A 17,533-nucleotide genomic window follows, 5' to 3' on the forward strand; every position below is an offset into this window, starting at 1 on the left:
GTGCCTTTTACAAAAGCCAAACCAATCGTGATATTAATGGCAGATGACGATGAAGACGACCGTTTGCTAGCACAAGACGCCTTGCGTGAAAGTCGGGTATTAAATGAATTGCACTGCGTGGAAGACGGCGTACAGCTGCTTGAGTATTTGCGTAAAGAAGGTAAATACAGCGAAGCCGATGCGGCGCCAAGACCAGGGTTGATTCTACTCGATTTGAACATGCCTCGAATGGATGGTCGCGAGGCGCTGGAGCAAATTAAACTTGATCCAAGTTTACGCAGTATTCCGATTGTTATTTTAACGACGTCAGCGCAAGAAGAAGACATGGTAAAAGGCTACGATTTAGGGGCTGCATCTTACATCACTAAGCCTGTCACCTTTGAAGGCTTGGTAGCGCTAATGAGCGCACTAGGTAAATACTGGGTCGAGTTCGTAGAATTACCTACTAGCAACAATTAAGGTCAGCCAACACTCATGTCTAACTCAATCTCTCGCTTGTTACTCGTCGAAGACGATGAAGATGATTACATACTAGCGCGAGATTATATCGAGCAACTCAGCACGCTTGAGTTTGAAATTGATTGGGTCACAAATCAGCATGATGCCTTGGCAAAAATGGCTGAAAATAGACATGACATTTGTTTATTAGATTACCAGCTGGGTGCTGAAAACGGTTTAACAGTATTAAAGCGCGCTATTGCAGCTGGATTTACCTCACCTATCATTATGCTTACCGGCCAAGCTGATGAAGAAGTGGATATGGCGGCGTTAGATGCAGGTGCTGTTGATTATATTATCAAAAGCGAATTAAGTAGTAGTCGCTTTGCACGGGCTATCCGCTACGCTTTGGCACGCCGGGAGATTGAAAAAGAGCGTGTCGACAGATTAAAAGCAGAAGCCGAAAACCGCTCTAAAGACAGGTTTTTAGCGCACTTAAGTCATGAGCTGCGTACACCGCTGACATCGATTTTAGGTTATACCGAATTGTTGATGGACTCTAAAATGGGTCAATCGGCCCAGTCGGAGTTAGCGATCGTACTGAACAACAGTAAGCATTTATTAAGTTTGCTCAATAACATGCTCGACTTGTCTAAAATAGCCGCAGATAAGCTCGAGTTAAACCTGAGTGAAGTCAACCTAGATGCGCTAATCGCCGATGTATATGCATTGATGAGCATTCCCGCGACTGATAAGGGTCTTACGCTTACAGTGATTTCAGACACGCCATTACCTCTGAAAATTCAAACTGACGCGACCCGTTTTCGCCAAGTATTGATTAACTTGATAAGTAACGCGATAAAATTTACAGAGCAAGGCAGTGTCACCGTGCGCCTGTGGTGTAAAGAGCGGGAAGAGTGTGAGTTTTTATACTTTTCTGTTACAGATACAGGAATTGGTATTCCTCAAAATCAGCTCGATAGTGTTTTCAAGCCATTTGAGCAAGTCGCAGATGTGGTTTCAAGGCGTCAAGGCGGAAGCGGATTAGGATTGGCTATCTGTAATGAGCTTGTCGCCAAGATGGGGGGGGAAGTTAGTTTGCAATCAACTTTTGGCGAGGGAAGTAGTTTCACCGCTTATATCCACACAGGGGATACCAAACAATCTCCCCACGAAGTGTTAAGTTTTGATGCCAAGCCAATAATCGCTAAAGAATGCAATACGCTCAATTATCAAGGGAAAGTGTTGGTAGTGGATGACGTAAATGACATCCGCATGTTAGTAGGGCATATGGTGCAAAATTCGGGCTTACAGGTGGAATATGGGCGAAACGGCTTAGAAGCGTTAGATAAGGTCACCGATGCTCATAATGATGGGCAGCCATACGATTTAGTGTTAATTGATATTCACATGCCAGTGATGAATGGCTCTGAGGCCATCAAGCAAATCCGTTCAAGTGGTATTCAATCTCCTGTGGTTGCCATGACTGCGGCCACAATGAAAGGGGTTCGTGATCAATTGATTTCTCAGGGATTTACCAATGTGCTTGAAAAGCCAATTAATCTGGATGCATTAATGAAAGTGCTCGATTCACACCTTACCCCGGTCAGCAAAGTTACTCAGTGCCACGATGAATCGTCAGCAGCGATGGAGCCTTCAGCAGAGATGGGGCCCTCAGCAGTGACGAAACAGAATAACGTGTCACAGCATAGTGAGAGCCAAAACAAACTGCATTATTTACTGGTTGAGGACGATGTTGATGCCGCTGATATCACCGCTTTGTTATTAGAAAGCCTAGGCGTAGATGTGCATGTTGCCCATTCAGGCCAAGAATGTCTGGACGTTTTTAAGCAGCGCAATGACTGGAGCAAAGTATTAATGGATTTAAACTTGCCAGATGCCAACGGGTTGAATTTGGCCAAGGAAATCCATAAGTCTTCCCCCCAGGTAGAAATGGTAATTTTAAGCGGAGAAGAGCCTGATGCGCAAAGCATGACAGATGCCGATATCTCCAAATTCATTCTAAAACCCATCAATAAACAAGTGTTAAGCGACTTAGTGAAAGATTAGTGTCAGCTTAATCTTCAAGCCGTAAATCATAAATTCATCAGTCCAAACGACTCCTTGATAAAATCTCACGCATTGAGCGAATACGCTGTCACCCAGATGCAAGGCCATTAAACCACGTTGCGTTTTGTTAGCTTAAGCGTCGTGCTAACGGCTCCGTGGTTGGGTTTTGTATTTACTTGAATACGTTGGCATTACAGTAAAATCGCTGTTGCGTTTTTCGCTGGGCGATTACCTATGAATGAGGTTAGCTCGGTAAGTGAATCCGTTGGGGCCACAGATAGTAGCAGTATCGAGTGTGTTTAACGCACGGCCCCAACGAAAGGGGTAGTGAATTAGCGCTGTAAAGCAAAGCTAGCATTCAGGCTAATTCTCCAAATTGTATTATGCCAGTGCTTGGCAAGTTCGCTCCGATAAAGGGGAGCGATATATAAATGAAGTACAAGCAAACCTTACGCCAAATATATTAGTTGCTGAATTTAAAGGCTTTTCAATTCCCAGCTCGTTTTTTGTGCACCAAAAAGTGAAAAAATGCGACACCAAAATAGCTTTTACTCACTGTCGCAAATCCACAAAACCGTTAAGAGTCTGCCAAAGCATGTTTAGGCTTGACGAATTTTTTAAGTAGCACGGGTAGTAAGGTGGTATCGGTTATAAACGCCAGTAACATGGCTAAGCAGGTTAATAATCCAAATAGAATGCTTGGTACAAAGTCGGAGAAACTGAGCAACGAGAAGCCTACAGCGATAATCGTTGTCGTATAAATCAACGCAAAACCAACAGACTTGAAAGTATTTTGTACGGCTTGCTGGCTGTCATTAGACTCTTTGTTTAACTCTTCTAGGTAGCGGTGCACAAAATGGATCGTGTCATCCACCGCTATACCCATAGCAATGGCTGAGATGGTAATGGTCATCAAATCAAGCGGTATTGCTAGCCATCCCATCACGCCAAGGATGACCAAAGTCGTCAGTATGTTTGGAATAACCGCGATAATGGCGACTTTAAATGAGCGAAATATCACTAGCAGTACCAGTGTTAATGCACCAAAGACTAGGCCTAACGTCATAATTTGTGAGGTAAACAACCGTTGCAGAATGTCTTGATACAGTACAAACAGGTTCGTCAGACTATAGCTTTCCGGTGCTATTTCTAACATGTCTAAGTCGTCGCGAAGAGTCTGTAAAAACTCTGCGCGGTTAAAATCCGGTGTACTGTCTTGAATACGTGTGCTAATACGCAACTGCTGATTTTCAGGGTTGAAGTAGGCGCCAAGCAGTTGCTCGGTGAGAGAATCATCCAGTAATTTGTAAATGACGGTTAACTCGTACTCGGTCAGCGGCTTGCCCTGATTGACCTTTTTCGCTAACTCGGTGAAGTTGACCACTGAGGTAATATTGCCAGTGGCTTCATACTGGCGCATCACATGCTGTATTTTTTGTAGGGTCTGTACTGTTCTAGCACTCATGACCAAATCATCGCGACGTTCGTCTTTAGGGATGGTGTAAATCAGATCCAGAGGTGTTGAGCCGCCGAATTCTTTGTCAATAAACTCTAACTCCGTGCGTACTTGCGTGGATTCTTTAAAATAATTTAAGAAGCTGTTCTCGACATCTAATTTTAGCACCCCAAAAATTGCGCCGCCGCCTATAACGAGGGTGGTTAATACAATAAAGGTAGGGCGCTTTAAACTAAAGGCGCTAAGTCCTGATACCAACCACCGACTTAGGCGGCCTTCATGGCTGTCACCCTTGCGAGTAAATGATGCCAGCACCGCAGGAAACAGGATTAAACTTGCGCTGATAGACACACCCATTGCTACTATCATCATCCAGCCAAAACTTACCACGGGCTGAATGCCACTAAATAGCAAAGAAGCAAAACCTACGCTGGTGGTAATGCCTGCATATAGGCAGGGTTTGAACTTATTGATAAACGTTTCACGTAGCAGGTCTTGCTGGTTTGATTCGGTGTCTGTTGCTTCTAATTGCCTAAACTCGACGATGAGATGCACGACTACGGCCAACGTTAGTATTAATTGCAGTGCAATGAAGTTTGATGAAATGACAGTGGCTCTAAAATCCAAAACACCGAATAACCCGACTGTGAGTAAAACACTCAAACCGCAGCATAAAAGTGGCAAAACAACCCAACGTATTTTTCTAAACAATACAAACAGTATCAGGCATATCGCTAGGCCAATAGCACTGCCAAATAACAGTAAATCGCTTTGTATGATGTCAATCATTTGCTGGCCGAGTACATAGGCCCCACCTAGGAATAAATCGGCGTCGTCTTTAAACGGTTCGATGATCTGATAGATCTTTTTTATCTCTTGTTGGCGAGTGAGTTTAAGTTGTTCCTCTATGGGTTGCGCCTTGGCTTTCAAGGCTTCAATTTTCTGCTCGTCTTCTTCACTTAGTTCAGTGTTTTCGCCTTGCAGAATACCCTTTTGGATCGCGATAATTTGACTCTGGATATCCAGTAATTCTTTATTGGGCTTGAACACAATTTGCATGGCGGTGGCAGTTTGATCTTGATTCACTAATAGGTCAGTGAATAACGGGTGATCAGTAAATACCTGTTGCATTTTAGCTGCCGAATACTGATTTGCTTGCCATGTAAGCTGCTCTGGCTTTAAGTTCGGGTCTAGTTCATTTGACAGGGAAAGAAGAGGAACATTAAGAATGTTAGTTACCCCGCCTACTCTGGGTAAGGCTTTAAACTCGCTTGATATTTGTTGTATATCATTAAACGTTTGTTGGCTAAACAAAGCATGATTCTTTGGCTTGTAAGCGACCAAGATAAATTCTTGAGGGGAAAATCTTTCGTTTACCACCTGGGTTTCGACGAACATCTTATTGTTTTTGATCAGCAGAGTATCGGCAGATGCATCAATTTTAAATTGCTGCGCAGACCAAGCGGCTAAAGCACCAGCTAATACGAAAACAATAAGAATAAGTTTGGCGTGGCGAATAATAAAATTGGCTAAAAAGGCACTCATTACTCACTTACTCCTGAGGTGATGCAGATGCATCATCCGCTACGTTAGCCGGTTCTACTGCAGCGCCGTTTTGTAATTCTGGGTACTGCTGGTCACGAAGCATACTTTGCATGTACAAGTTACGGAAAAATATATACGGATCATCTGTTTCGCTACGCAGCTGCTCGTAGGTAGGGGCCTCTGGGGAGAACGCGTGAAACCCTCCGTATGCTTGGATGTATAAAGTCTCGGGGTTCTCAGTAGCATATTGTATTGGATGGAACACAGATTCAGTAATGGTCGAAAAACCGTTACGTAAGTCGGATTGACCCAATATAGGCAGTACTAAATAACTGCCGTATCCCACGTCATAGTTGACCAATGTGTCATTGATAGTCGACACTTTCTCATCAATTTCAAACCAGGATGTCGCAGGGTCAAAGAAGCCTAATATACCAACGGTAGAGTTAATCAAAAAGCGACCAACACTCTTACCGCTATCGCCTACATCCCCTTGAAAAAGCTGATTCAGCGCGTTGAGGGGTTCACGTATATTACTAAAAAAGTTGCCAACACTATTTCGTACAGGATCGGGAACGACCTTTGTATAACCTTTTGCCGCTGGAATTAGAACGTACTCAAACAATTTGTCGTTAAACGCAAAGATAGGGCGGTTGATAAACTCTAACGGATCTTCAAACGCTGCGTTCTCACTAAGGCTAACCCCTTGCACGCTACTTCCAGCTGGATAACTGACCACAGTGGGTTCAAGCGTTTGTGAACCATGAGAGCTATTGATAACCAGCTCACTTTCGGTTTTATTTGAACCTTGGTTTTGGTTGTCGCTTTGCTCTGGTGAGTGAGAGCTACAAGCACTGAGGAATAATGCAGCGCCTAGCACCGCGCCTACAAGAGGCATTTTAATAAAATAATGTGAACGCAAACTGTGATTCCTCTAGAAGTAAACAAGATTGAGTAAAAATCCGCTGTGTTATTGATTATTTATGGGCTTTTACGCAATAGGGTGGGTAATCGGATACAAAATTCATTCCATCTCTAAGCTTATGAATTATATTAACTTATTCGAACTTCTCTAGATATCTATTGATTTTGTGGGAAAAAAATACCGACCAAATATGACAAAGTTACCGATTTAATAGGATTCGGGACATAGAGACTTAATACTCACTACTTTCTTCGCTTCATATATTTAACTAACGTTTAAATATCATGGAGTTAAATCATATGGTTTAGTACTTGCAGAGAGACGATAGAAATTTACATTCGCTCTCTAAGGATAACTTATGCAGTACAAATCAATACTTTTTAGCCTTGTGGCCGCGGTCTCACTCCTATTATTGGGCGGTTGCTCTACTACAACACAAGCGACTGTCACCCAAAAGCGCCAGGCGGTGCAAACGATGAACGATAAGGTTTTAACAGAACTGTTTGCTTTGAAACCCAGTGTACGTTCACAAATTAACAGCGCTCCAGGCTATGCGGTATTCGACAATGCAAACGTGAATCTTATTCTCGCTAGTTTTGGGGGTGGATACGGCGTGGTAACGGACAATCAAACCGGCCAGAAAACCTATATGAAAATGGCAGAGGTGGGGCTAGGTTTAGGCGCCGGCATAAAGGATTTCCGCGCAGTTTTTGTTTTCCATAACGAAGCCGTTATGTCACGGTTTGTTGAGGAAGGTTGGGCGTTTGGCGCACAAGCAGATGCTGCTGCTAAGGCCGGTGATAAAGGTGTTGCCAAAGGTGGAGAAGTGACTGTAGATAACATCACTATCTATCAATTAACGGAAAGCGGATTGTCTTTACAGGCAACGGTGAAGGGCACCAAATACTGGAAAGACAACGAACTTAACTAAGTTGAACTAAACAGCGCCGAAGTTATTTATTTGTGCCGGCGCTAGTTTGCGTAGTCGTTGCTTCGACCGTGGTACTCAATGTGTGAATTTGCCCAACTTGTAACAATGGTGCGGCGTCAAGCGCTTCTGCATCCATCATTTTAGCGATGCGTTGCATCGTTGATACTAATTGGGTTTGCTCCCACTCATCTAACGACTCGAAGCGATTAATGAAGTGCTCTTGCAATAAAGTCGGGGCATTTTTAAACGCAGTTGAACCGGACTCGGTTAAACGTACGCCTACTTTGCGTTTATCAATTTGCGAACGTTCACGCACCACATAACCTCGGGCTTCTAGTCTGTCGAGTATGCTAGTGACAGTCGCTGAACTAAGGTTGATGTGACTAGCAATATCTTTGACCATAACGTCATCGTTATTGGCAATCTCTTGCATGACGATAAGCTGGGGGCTGGTTAACCCTGACTCTTTACTGAGCTTCTTGGAGTAAAGGTCAATTGCCCTTATTACGCGTCTTAGCGACACTAATAACTCATCGTATTTTTTCATTGCGGGTACCTACTTAGTCATTAACGGCGAACCCTAGCAAATTTTCCCTTGAATGCAACCTAAAGCACTTTTTCTTAGGTGAAAAAGTGTAATGGACCGATCTTGCTCTAGGGTTGAAGGTATCTATGCTGGCAGTGATCTAACTCACTCTATTTATGCTATTTTTTCGGCCCCGGGATAGCTTTTAACTCCTTTAGATCCAGAATTACATTTGATCTTTGGACAGTAATTGAGCATAATGCTTCGTGTACTAATTAATTGACCTGTAATTATCAGTGCACAACTTATCATTTATCACGGAGACAAAATGAATACGCTTAAAGCGATCGGTAGTACGCTTACTAAACCTGCCACTTTACTTATTAACGCTATTTTTCACAAAACGAGTTTTTGGTTGCTAACTTGCGCTTCTCTTCTCGTTCTTGCTACTCACAACCAGTCTCGCGCTCGCACTAAAAGCCAAACCTCCACAAGCCATTAATTAATACAGTATGAGTTACATTTCTTTAGCAGTATATTTTATCGCTATGCTGGGGATAGGCGTGTTCGCTTATCGCCGTTCGACGAGTGATATGTCTGGGTACATTTTAGGTGGTCGCCAAGTCAGCCCTCAAGTCACTGCACTTTCCGCAGGGGCGTCAGACATGAGTGGATGGATGCTTATGGGTCTCCCTGGAGCCATGTTCGTCAGTGGGTTTGATAGTATGTTTATCGCTATCGGCTTGTTGGTCGGCGCGCTGGCCAATTATATTCTGGTTGCCCCGAAATTACGGGTCTACACCGAGGTTGCCAATGATGCTCTGACTATCCCTGAGTTTTTCGCGAAGCGCTTCAATAATAAGACCAGCAGTATTCGCATCATCTCTGCGGTGATCATTGTAATGTTTTTTACCCTCTATACCTCTGCGGGCTTGGTTGCTGGTGGTAAGTTATTTGAATCTGCTTTCGGTTTAAATTATCAACTTGGGCTATTTATTACCTTAGGCGTGGTGGTCTCTTACACTCTGCTGGGTGGCTTCTTGGCAGTATCGTTAACCGATTTTGTTCAGGGCTGTATTATGTTTGTTGCTCTGGCTTTGGTGCCTATCGTTGCATACCAACATTTTACCGATAGCAACGAAATGCTCGGCTTTGCTTATCAGTCTATTCCGACATTTTCTCAGTCAATGAGTGATATGACGGCTCTGGGATTGGTATCTAGTTTAGCCTGGGGTTTAGGCTATTTTGGCCAGCCGCACATTATCGTGCGTTTCATGGCGATTCGCTCGGTGCCTGCGGTTAAAACGGCACGTAATATTGGCATGAGTTGGATGACGGTCACTATTACTGGAGCACTGTCTACCGGTCTAGTCGGTGTTGCCTATGCTAATAAATTTAACTTAGCAGTGGATGACCCAGAAACCATTTTCATTATTTTCTCTGAATTACTATTTCACCCATTAATCAGTGGCTTCCTATTAGCTGCAATTTTAGCAGCCATTATGAGCACCATTTCGTCGCAATTGCTGGTATCAGCCAGTTCACTGACCGAAGACATTTACCGTTTAAAAGCGGGCAATGAAGTCAGCGATGAGCAAACCGTGAAAATGGGGCGCTATGGCGTCGCAGGAGTAGCAGTCGTAGCCTTGTTACTATCACTGGATAGTAACAATAGTATTTTATCATTGGTCAGTAATGCGTGGGCTGGTTTTGGCGCCGCATTCGGACCGTTAGTGTTGTTTTGCTTGTACAAAGCAAATTTAACCCACAAAGCTGCTGTAGCAGGCATTATATCCGGTGCTGTAACTGTGCTGGTTTGGATTTATGTGCCGCTGCTACCTAACGGACAAACGCTTTCTAGCGTGATGTATGAAATTGTCCCAGGCTTTATTGTAAGTGCTGCTGTTATCTGGCTCGTGAGTCAGTTTGGTGAAAAACCAAGTAAAGCCACAGCGGCTATGTTCGATGAAACCAATCAGGTTTTAGCCAAACAACATTCAAATTAAGGAAACATTCAATGGATCTTTCACAATGGAAACGCGTTGTAATCAAAGTAGGCAGCGCGCTAATAGCGCCGCACCGTAAAGGGTGTAGCAGTCATTACTTGCTCAGTATTGCGCAATTTATTGTACGCCTAAGAGCCAATGGAGTTCAGGTTGTACTAGTATCATCAGGTTCAGTGGCAGCAGGTTCGCATTTGTTCCCCGAAACGGACAATGTAGATATCGCTTTGAAAAAAGCCATGGCCGCGGCCGGTCAAACTGAAATGATGGCCACGTGGGACAGACTGTTTGACTTCCCGACGGCGCAAATTTTATTAACCCATGGTGACCTACGTGATCGTGAGCGTTATGTGAGTATTCGTGAGACAACGTTTACGCTTTTAAATAACGGTGTACTACCGATTATTAACGAAAACGACACCGTCACCACGGATGACTTAAAAGTAGGTGACAACGATAATTTGTCAGCCATGGTAGCAGCCTCAGCTGATGCTGATGCACTTATCATCTGCTCAGACGTCGACGGGTTATATGACAAAAACCCTAATACCCATGATGATGCGGTATTGCTACCTGAAGTCACAACCATTGACAGTCGCATTTTTGCCATGGGCGGCGGCGCAACGAGTGCTGTGGGCACTGGTGGAATGAAAACCAAAATTGAAGCAGCTGAAAAAGCCACTTCGCATGGTATTGACACCTTTATTGTCAATGGCTTTAAAGCAACCACCTTCAATACCTTACTTGAGGGCAAAAACCCTGGCACGCACTTCAGGCCTTACGCCAAACCCATGCAGGAAAATGTGCATTGGATGACGCATACCGCGTCAGAACAAGGTGAAGTGGTAGTCGATAACGATTTTGACACCACTTTTGCATTAGAGGGTGAACAACTCACCAGTGATGAAATTGTCGAAGTAAACGGTAATTTCTCAGTGGGGGACACCATTTTATTGAGAAAAGATGACGGAACGCGCATAGCGAAAGCGCGTTCAAACTACAGCAGTTGTTTGTTGAGTTTCATTGCGGACCAGGATGATCGTGAATTTGCCGATGAATTCCAAAATAGAACAGGTCCTATCATCTCGAAGAAGAATATCGCTGTATTGGAGAAACAATAAGCATGATTAAAGAATTAGCTCAAAACGCAGCGAAAGCCGCAAAAGTACTGGCAGTATTAGACGAAAAAACTAAAAACCAAGTTTTACAGGACATGGCTGATGCATTGCGTACTAACGCAGAAGTCATATACGCAGCCAACAAGATGGACTTAGCGCAAGCAGAAAAAGACGGCCTGGGTGCCGCTATGATTGACCGCCTTACCTTGAATGAAGAGCGCGTGGAAAGTATGGCCGCAGGCATCGAAACCATCGTATCTTTGCCAGACCCTGCAGGACAAGAGCGAATTATTGGTGAGCGACCTAACGGCTTAAAAATCAGCAAAATGCGTATTCCATTAGGTGTGGTATGCATGATCTATGAAGCACGCCCCAATGTAACAGCAGACGCAGGCGCATTGTGTTTTAAATCCGGTAATGGCGTTATCTTGCGTGGTGGTAAAGAGGCCCTAGGCAGCAGCAAAGCCATTGCTGCGATTTTACAAGATGTTCTGCAAAAGCACAGCTTACCCGTTGAACTTATCACAGTTGTACCAGACCCTGACCGTGAACTAATGATGGAATTGATGCAGCAGAGTGATTATATCGATGTGATTATTCCGCGTGGTGGTGAAGGTTTGATCCGCTACGTAACCGACAACAGTAAAATACCGGTTATTCAGCATTTCAAAGGTGTGTGTCATCTTTACATAGACAAAGACGCAGATTTACAAACTGCCATCGATTTGTTGGTAAATGGTAAGACACATCGCACGGGCGTATGTAATGCACTTGAAGGTCTAATCGTACACAAAGATATTGCTGAGCAATTCTTGCCATTGGCTGCAGCAGCTTTACAGAGTAAAGAGGTCAAAATTAACGCAAGCGCGCAAGCTGCGGGCTATTTTGATAACGCTACGGTCATTCAAGACGACGAGTTTGGTGAAGAATACCTAGATCTCGAAATTGCGGTTGGCATCGTCGATGACTTAGACGCGGCGTTTGAACACATAACCCGCTTCGGTAGTCATCATACAGAGGTTATTTGTACCGCCAACGAAATCACGGCCAAGCGCTTTCAGCGCAGTGTTGATGCATCAGTGGTAATGGTAAATGCATCATCTCGCTTTTCTGACGGCAGTGAACTAGGACTGGGTGCTGAAATAGGCATAGCAACGACTAAGCTGCATGCTTACGGGCCAATGGGGCTTGAGTCATTGACGGCTGAGAAATATTTGGTCAGTGGCACGGGTCAAGTTCGCGCCTAAAAATCCCTTTTCGGCTAAGGAAGTAAGCGCTTTAAACACCTCACCAGAGGTTGGCTAGGTTCCTGCATTGTCATTTGGTATTCATTGAATTTCGAGTGCCGTGGCATGCTAAATAGCAATCGATTAAGACTATTCAATGGAGTTAACACGCAAGTGTTAACTCCATTTTCGTATGTTTGTTTGATAACCCGCGTATGGTGTTTATTGAGCGCAGCTTTTATTCACGACACTCACCCATGGCTTACGCCAGCACGAGAGTATCGACCATGAATCAGCTGCAAGACAAAGATCGCGAACTGGCCCCCTTAGAGCGAAAATTTAATCACTTCATTTGCTCATTCGAGCAATTTTTTAAGAGCCAAGCGACCGCCAGTATCACCTTACTTCTGGCAGCTATCGCCGCCATGGTGATTGCTAACTCCCAGTGGCATGAAGCCTACGAAGAGATAAGCCATATGGCATTTAGTATCTCCTTGGGGGACTTCGCCATTAGTCATTCCCTGCATACTTGGGTGAATGACGGCTTAATGGTGCTGTTCTTCTTCTTGCTTGGCTTGGAGATTAAATACGAATGCTTGGTGGGAGATTTAAAAGATTTTCGTGACTCAAGTCTCGTTATCGCGATGGCAATTGGCGGTATGTTACTCCCCGCTGGTATTTATGCAGGGGTAGCTCTAAATGGCGTGGACGAAGCGTTACGTGGTTGGGGTATACCCATGGCCACCGATACTGCCTTTGCATTAGGCATTCTGGCATTACTGGGCAGTAAGGCGCCGCGTTCGGCAGCGGTAACCTTGTCAGCGTTGGCCATTGTGGATGACATGGGCGCAGTTGCGGTGATTGGCTTGTTTTACACTGAAAACATACACCTGACATCCCTCATGTATGCAGGCCTGACGTTATGCGGCTTGTTTGCGTTGAATGTACTCGGCTTTCGCCGACCTATTTTTTACCTAGTTGGGGGCATTCTGTTGTGGTGGTTTGTGCTGCAATCAGGTGTGCATGCAACTGCAGCAGGTATTTTGGCCGCGCTCGCCGTCCCCACAAAGCCTTATGCTCAAAGTACTTGGTTTGCCACCAACATGCGAAGTGTATTAAATCGGTTTGAGAAAAATGACCGTAAGGATAAATCCATCCTAGAGCAGCAAGATCAACATGAATTAGTAGAGCAAGCACAAGATATTGCCGCTATGACCACCACACCGATACAGCGCTGGGGCCATGTGCTGAATCGGCCTGTCAGCTTAATCATTTTACCTATTTTTGCGTTTATCAACGCTGGCGTGGCGCTACCTGATGACCTCAGTAAAATATTCGATTCAGTAGTCTTTATTGGGGTGGCCAGCGCCATGGTGCTGGGAAAAGTGATCGGCATCAGTTTATTCGCATGGTTAGCGGTTAAAAGTGGCCTCTCTCGTTTGCCCAATGGGTTGGCATTTGGGCATGTATTCGCGTTGGCGTGTTTAGCTGGGGTGGGCTTCACTATGTCATTATTTATTGCATCACTGGGCTTTGCTGGTCATCCTGAATTATTGGCGCAAGCCAAATTGGGCATTTTGGCCGGCTCCGTAATAGCAGCAATAATCGGTACGAGCTTGTTTCTAATGATAGAGCATAAAGTGCACGAAGAGCCAAAAGACGAGCAGCACAACAAGGCAGGCTTGCCGCAAACTGACCAAGAGTAGTTGATCTTAAAAAGGCTTCTAAACATACTGAGCTTACTGTTATTCGACTATCAAGGGTTCAACTTTGAGTCAGCACAGCGATGTTAACGCCTTTTTGCGCTTGGTTGTTATATCTACAATGACCAAACTAGCGGATATTCTCATATCCGCTAAAACAACCCTACCTTGGGTGCTCACCAGCATAGGTGCACCTAGCTGGATGATTTCTCTTTTAGTGCCCATCCGAGAATCTGGCTCACTGATCCCCCAGTGGCCGTTAAAGCATCGAATTGAACGCTACGTTAAGCGCCAACGTGTATGGCGAGTCGGTGTTCTGGTGCAAGCGTTAGCGATATTGGGCATGGTGCCAGCAGTGGCGATGCTCGATGCTTTTTACGCTGGCGCAGGTATTCTCATTTTGTTAATGGTCCTAAGTTTGGGCCGCGCCCTGTGTTCACTGACCATGAAAGACATGGAAGGTGCGCTAATTGAAAAGGGTCGCCGAGGCAAATTAGTGGGGATAGCCAGTGGCATTTCTGGTTTGTTGTCATTGCTCAGCGCTGGGGCGCTGATCCTAGGTAAAGAGCAGTTCGAACAGGTTTGGTTATTGTTTATTATGGGGTTCGCCAGTGTATTGTTTATCGCAACGCTACCTTTGTCGTTCGCGTTAAATGCTGAGGTAGAATCAGAAAGTGATCGCGGCGGTGTCTCTTTTTTGCAAACCCTTAAAGGCGACGCTGCATTAGTGCACTTAATCATTAGCCGCTGCTTGTTGTTGCATAGCGCTTTAATAGCGCCATTTTTCGTCAGCATCACCACAAGTCAAGATGATACCTTTCAACTACCGTATTTTATCGCAGCCAGCTCACTCGCTGCGTTCTTATCTTCCTATGTGTGGGGCTCGTGGTCAGATAAAAGTGCCGTTCTAACCATACGCATTGCCAGCGTAATATGTGTGATTGCAGGCACAGCGTTCTATTTCTGCTATCAAATGGGGTCGCTCTGGCTAAACGTAGGCTTGTTCTTTTTGCTTTCAGTGGGGTACGCAGGAGTCAGAACTGCTCGTAAAACCTACTTACTTGATATTGCCAGTGGCGATACCCGCACCCAGTATGTTGCCACCGCAAATACTGTTGTGGGATATGTCTTACTGGCCTTTGGCGGAATGTATGCCGTGGTTTATCCGCTGATCAATGAACACATTATCGCTTTGATGACTGGGTTTCTCGTACTTGGTCTTGGACAGAGTTACTGGCTGAAAAAAGAGAAGTAGCGCTGACTACTTCATTTTTCGGTTATAAAATATTTTGGCCTTGTTCTGGGTCGCGGGCCTGTTTTGCTTGCTGGCGTATATCATGGGTATCGCTGCTTAAATCATCTTGATGCTCTATGGCATCGCTATCTTGCTCAATAGCTTCGTTGTTTGCTGGCAATGGGCGCAACGCTTGAGATCCGTAACTCGAGTCACTCTTACCCGAAGATATTTGATGAACCGGCACACCTTGAGGGAAGATTATCTCACGGGCATCATCCGGCATGCTGATGTTGTTTCTTTCAAATTCACGCATGATCAAGCGCATTAACATTGAAGATACTTTAAGCAGGCTGTATTGCTGTGCGTCAATCCAAAAATAGACCTTAAGGTTTACTGTAGAGGAACCTAATTCATCCACCAACACTTGAGGCTCTGGGTCTTGTAAAATGGTATTTTGCGAACAGAGCACTTTGGTGGCTAATTGCTGAGCTTCTAAAATACTGGAGTCGTAACCGATACCGATAGTGAACTTACCACGCATTTTCGGGTTGGCAGTGAGATTACGAATGATATTTTTATAAATCGTCGCGTTGGGAATTTGAATATGATTACCATCGAAGTCGACTAAAGTAGTCGCCCGGGCGGTTACTTGCTTTACAATCCCTAACTGCCCCTGTACCTCTATTACATCATCAATTTTAAAAGGCTTCTGCACACTAAGCAGCAAACTTGAAATAAAGTTCTCTGCGATATCACGAAATGCAAACCCGAGTATTAAGCCCATCACACCAGTACCGCTGACAATCGCAATAGCAAATTCACTTAAGCCGGCAAATCGCAAGAACACATATAAGCCAAGCAAAATAATTAGCAGGCTAATAGTGCGCCGCGTAACAAGCCTAATTAACTCACTCTGACTAACGTAACCAATAGGCCTGACAAGCAAGGTAGAAATAGGTCTGGCGAGGGCATAACAAATAATAAAGAACACCAGCCCTAGTGTGAGCATGGGTAAAGCCATTACAAAGTTGTGCCACAAGAGGATTACATCTGCCCACACATCTAATGTCTGCGTCATCAAGGGTTCTTCAACAATACTTTCCTGAGCAAAGGTGTCAGGCACGAATATGGCATAGGCCACTATCAAAGACATAACAACAACGGCGTTTTTACAAGAACGAATAATTAAGTGCATATGCCACCTGATTGTTTCTCTATACGTATAGAGCAAGAAGTTCGAATTAAGTGTGAGGCAAGATAGGTGCCACGCCGATTTCAGTGTACATAATAAAAAAAGGATATGCCCGTGAGCATTAATCGTGGAGAAGCAGCAACCGGCCCTAGTCAAATCCCAATTTCTGGCTGGTGGGATATTTTACGTCGTACCGTGAAAAAAATGCTCGATGACAATCTGTCCTTGATTGCCGCTGGGGTCGGTTTTTATTTTTTGCTGGCAGTGTTTCCATTATTGGTGGCTTTTATATCGATATATGGCTTGTTGGTTTCACCGGATGAACTTCAACAACATTTGAACCAGCTTATTGGCGTTGTGCCGGACCAAGGTCGGCAAATTATTTCTCAGCAAGTTGAACGTATCATGGCTAAATCGAATACCGCATTAAGTACTGGCGTTGTGTTTAGTACCTTATTTGCTGTATGGAGCGCGAGTAAGGGCGCTCAAGCGATGATAACTGCATGTAATATCACCTACGGGCAAAGCCAAAATCGAAGTTTTATAATGATGCTCGTGATGCGCGTGTTGTTAACTGTCAGCGCAGTGATGCTGCTTGTCGCGGCGCTTTTCACCATTGCGATATTGCCAATTTTATTCTCGTATGTCGGCCTGCATGATTACGCCAGCGTATTAGTGCAATGGCTAACGTGGCCTTTCTTAGCGCTGGTATTTAATGTAGCGCTTGCCGCTTTTTATCGCTATGGCCCTCACCGCAGCACCGCTAAGTGGCGCTGGGTCACACCCGGGTCCTTGATAGCGAGCACGCTGTGGGTTGCCTTTTCGTTTGCGTTTTCATTCTATCTTGGGCAATTTGGCCAGTATGACAAAATGTATGGCTCTCTTGGCAGTGTAGTGGTGCTGTTAATGTGGTTTTACTTAACGGCCTACATCATTTTACTAGGGGCAGAGTTTAATGCTGCTATGGAGCACCAGACCGAAAAAGACAGCACCCATGGCCATGACAAACCCCCGGGTAGCAGAGGTGCCCATGTAGCGGATACTCGCCCAGATGATTTAAAAGAAAAAGGCGATTAGTGCTATACGTGCATTATATTTGCTCCCTTTTAAAAGTAGGAACGCTAATTGCTCACTAAATATTTAGTACACGCCATTTACTTTTA

The 17,533-nt window shown here is 44.6% G+C and carries 13 protein-coding genes; 9 read left to right on the forward strand and 4 right to left on the reverse strand.

What is annotated here, in order from left to right; translation table 11 throughout:
- Positions 1-459: a response regulator gene (locus GMES_RS05140; protein ID WP_006991527.1), complete on the forward strand. Its 459-nt coding sequence runs from the start codon at positions 1-3 to the stop codon at positions 457-459.
- A 15-nt stretch (positions 460-474) separates the two neighbouring features.
- Entirely contained in the window at positions 475-2,508 is a 2,034-nt protein-coding gene (locus GMES_RS05145) for a hybrid sensor histidine kinase/response regulator (RefSeq protein WP_006991528.1), read from the forward strand.
- 577 nt (positions 2,509-3,085) lie between these two features.
- On the opposite strand, the gene GMES_RS05150 is transcribed toward GMES_RS05145, so the two are convergent.
- Together GMES_RS05150 and GMES_RS05155 are read right to left on the reverse strand one after the other, a co-directional pair.
- Positions 3,086-5,509: an efflux RND transporter permease subunit gene (locus GMES_RS05150; RefSeq protein ID WP_006991530.1), complete on the reverse strand. Its 2,424-nt coding sequence runs from the start codon at positions 5,507-5,509 to the stop codon at positions 3,086-3,088.
- A 7-nt stretch (positions 5,510-5,516) separates the two neighbouring features.
- Positions 5,517-6,431 carry an MlaA family lipoprotein gene (locus GMES_RS05155; RefSeq protein WP_006991531.1) on the reverse strand — a complete coding sequence of 305 codons (915 nt, stop codon included), beginning with the start codon at positions 6,429-6,431 and terminating at the stop codon, positions 5,517-5,519.
- Between the two features lie 361 nt (positions 6,432-6,792).
- Between GMES_RS05155 and GMES_RS05160 the strand changes: the two genes are divergently transcribed.
- On the forward strand, positions 6,793-7,365 hold the full coding sequence (locus GMES_RS05160; protein WP_039986661.1) for a lipid-binding SYLF domain-containing protein: 573 nt from the start codon (positions 6,793-6,795) through the stop codon (positions 7,363-7,365).
- Positions 7,366-7,387: 22 nt separating this feature from the next.
- Here the strand turns inward: GMES_RS05160 and GMES_RS05165 are convergent, their stop codons facing one another.
- Positions 7,388-7,912, reverse strand: coding sequence for a MarR family winged helix-turn-helix transcriptional regulator (locus tag GMES_RS05165; protein WP_006991533.1), 525 nt, complete (start codon positions 7,910-7,912; stop codon positions 7,388-7,390).
- 491 nt (positions 7,913-8,403) lie between these two features.
- Here GMES_RS05165 and putP point away from each other — a divergent pair, with 491 nt between their 5' ends.
- The 5 genes from putP (at position 8,404) to GMES_RS05190 (ending at position 15,196) form a co-directional block, all read left to right on the forward strand.
- Positions 8,404-9,897, forward strand: a complete 1,494-nt coding sequence (putP, locus tag GMES_RS05170) for a sodium/proline symporter PutP (protein ID WP_006991534.1) — start codon at positions 8,404-8,406, stop codon at positions 9,895-9,897.
- A gap of 11 nt (positions 9,898-9,908) precedes the next feature.
- Positions 9,909-11,015 (forward strand): glutamate 5-kinase, encoded by a 1,107-nt coding sequence (proB, locus tag GMES_RS05175; RefSeq protein ID WP_006991535.1) that lies wholly within the window; start codon positions 9,909-9,911, stop codon positions 11,013-11,015.
- 2 nt (positions 11,016-11,017) lie between these two features.
- A complete protein-coding gene (locus GMES_RS05180; protein ID WP_006991536.1) occupies positions 11,018-12,259 on the forward strand; it encodes a glutamate-5-semialdehyde dehydrogenase in 1,242 nt (413 codons plus the stop codon).
- Positions 12,260-12,525: 266 nt separating this feature from the next.
- Complete coding sequence (gene nhaA, locus GMES_RS05185; RefSeq protein WP_039986714.1) at positions 12,526-13,944, forward strand: Na+/H+ antiporter NhaA; 1,419 nt, start codon at positions 12,526-12,528, stop codon at positions 13,942-13,944.
- Positions 13,945-14,062: 118 nt separating this feature from the next.
- Positions 14,063-15,196, forward strand: a complete 1,134-nt coding sequence (locus GMES_RS05190) for an MFS transporter (RefSeq protein WP_085949604.1) — start codon at positions 14,063-14,065, stop codon at positions 15,194-15,196.
- Between the two features lie 22 nt (positions 15,197-15,218).
- Here GMES_RS05190 and GMES_RS05195 read toward each other — a convergent pair whose 3' ends face one another.
- A complete protein-coding gene (locus GMES_RS05195; RefSeq protein WP_006991539.1) occupies positions 15,219-16,373 on the reverse strand; it encodes a mechanosensitive ion channel family protein in 1,155 nt (384 codons plus the stop codon).
- A 111-nt stretch (positions 16,374-16,484) separates the two neighbouring features.
- On the opposite strand from GMES_RS05195, the gene GMES_RS05200 reads away from it, so the two are divergent.
- Positions 16,485-17,447 carry a YihY/virulence factor BrkB family protein gene (locus tag GMES_RS05200; RefSeq protein ID WP_006991540.1) on the forward strand — a complete coding sequence of 321 codons (963 nt, stop codon included), beginning with the start codon at positions 16,485-16,487 and terminating at the stop codon, positions 17,445-17,447.
- Positions 17,448-17,533 lie beyond the last annotated feature (86 nt).

It is taken from the genome of Paraglaciecola mesophila KMM 241 (assembly GCF_000315015.1).
GTDB lineage: Bacteria > Pseudomonadota > Gammaproteobacteria > Enterobacterales > Alteromonadaceae > Paraglaciecola > Paraglaciecola mesophila.

Excerpts from the sequence above, each read along its gene's own strand:
- GMES_RS05195 (WP_006991539.1), bottom strand. The coding sequence starts at position 16,373 with ATGCACTTAATTATTCGTTCTTGTAAAAACGCCGTTGTTGTTATGTCT.
- GMES_RS05150 (WP_006991530.1), bottom strand. The coding sequence starts at position 5,509 with ATGAGTGCCTTTTTAGCCAATTTTATTATTCGCCACGCCAAACTTATT.
- putP (WP_006991534.1), top strand. The coding sequence starts at position 8,404 with ATGAGTTACATTTCTTTAGCAGTATATTTTATCGCTATGCTGGGGATA.
- proB (WP_006991535.1), top strand. The coding sequence starts at position 9,909 with ATGGATCTTTCACAATGGAAACGCGTTGTAATCAAAGTAGGCAGCGCG.
- GMES_RS05190 (WP_085949604.1), top strand. The coding sequence starts at position 14,063 with ATGACCAAACTAGCGGATATTCTCATATCCGCTAAAACAACCCTACCT.
- GMES_RS05160 (WP_039986661.1), top strand. The coding sequence starts at position 6,793 with ATGCAGTACAAATCAATACTTTTTAGCCTTGTGGCCGCGGTCTCACTC.
- GMES_RS05145 (WP_006991528.1), top strand. The coding sequence starts at position 475 with ATGTCTAACTCAATCTCTCGCTTGTTACTCGTCGAAGACGATGAAGAT.
- GMES_RS05165 (WP_006991533.1), bottom strand. The coding sequence starts at position 7,912 with ATGAAAAAATACGATGAGTTATTAGTGTCGCTAAGACGCGTAATAAGG.
- nhaA (WP_039986714.1), top strand. The coding sequence starts at position 12,526 with ATGAATCAGCTGCAAGACAAAGATCGCGAACTGGCCCCCTTAGAGCGA.
- GMES_RS05180 (WP_006991536.1), top strand. The coding sequence starts at position 11,018 with ATGATTAAAGAATTAGCTCAAAACGCAGCGAAAGCCGCAAAAGTACTG.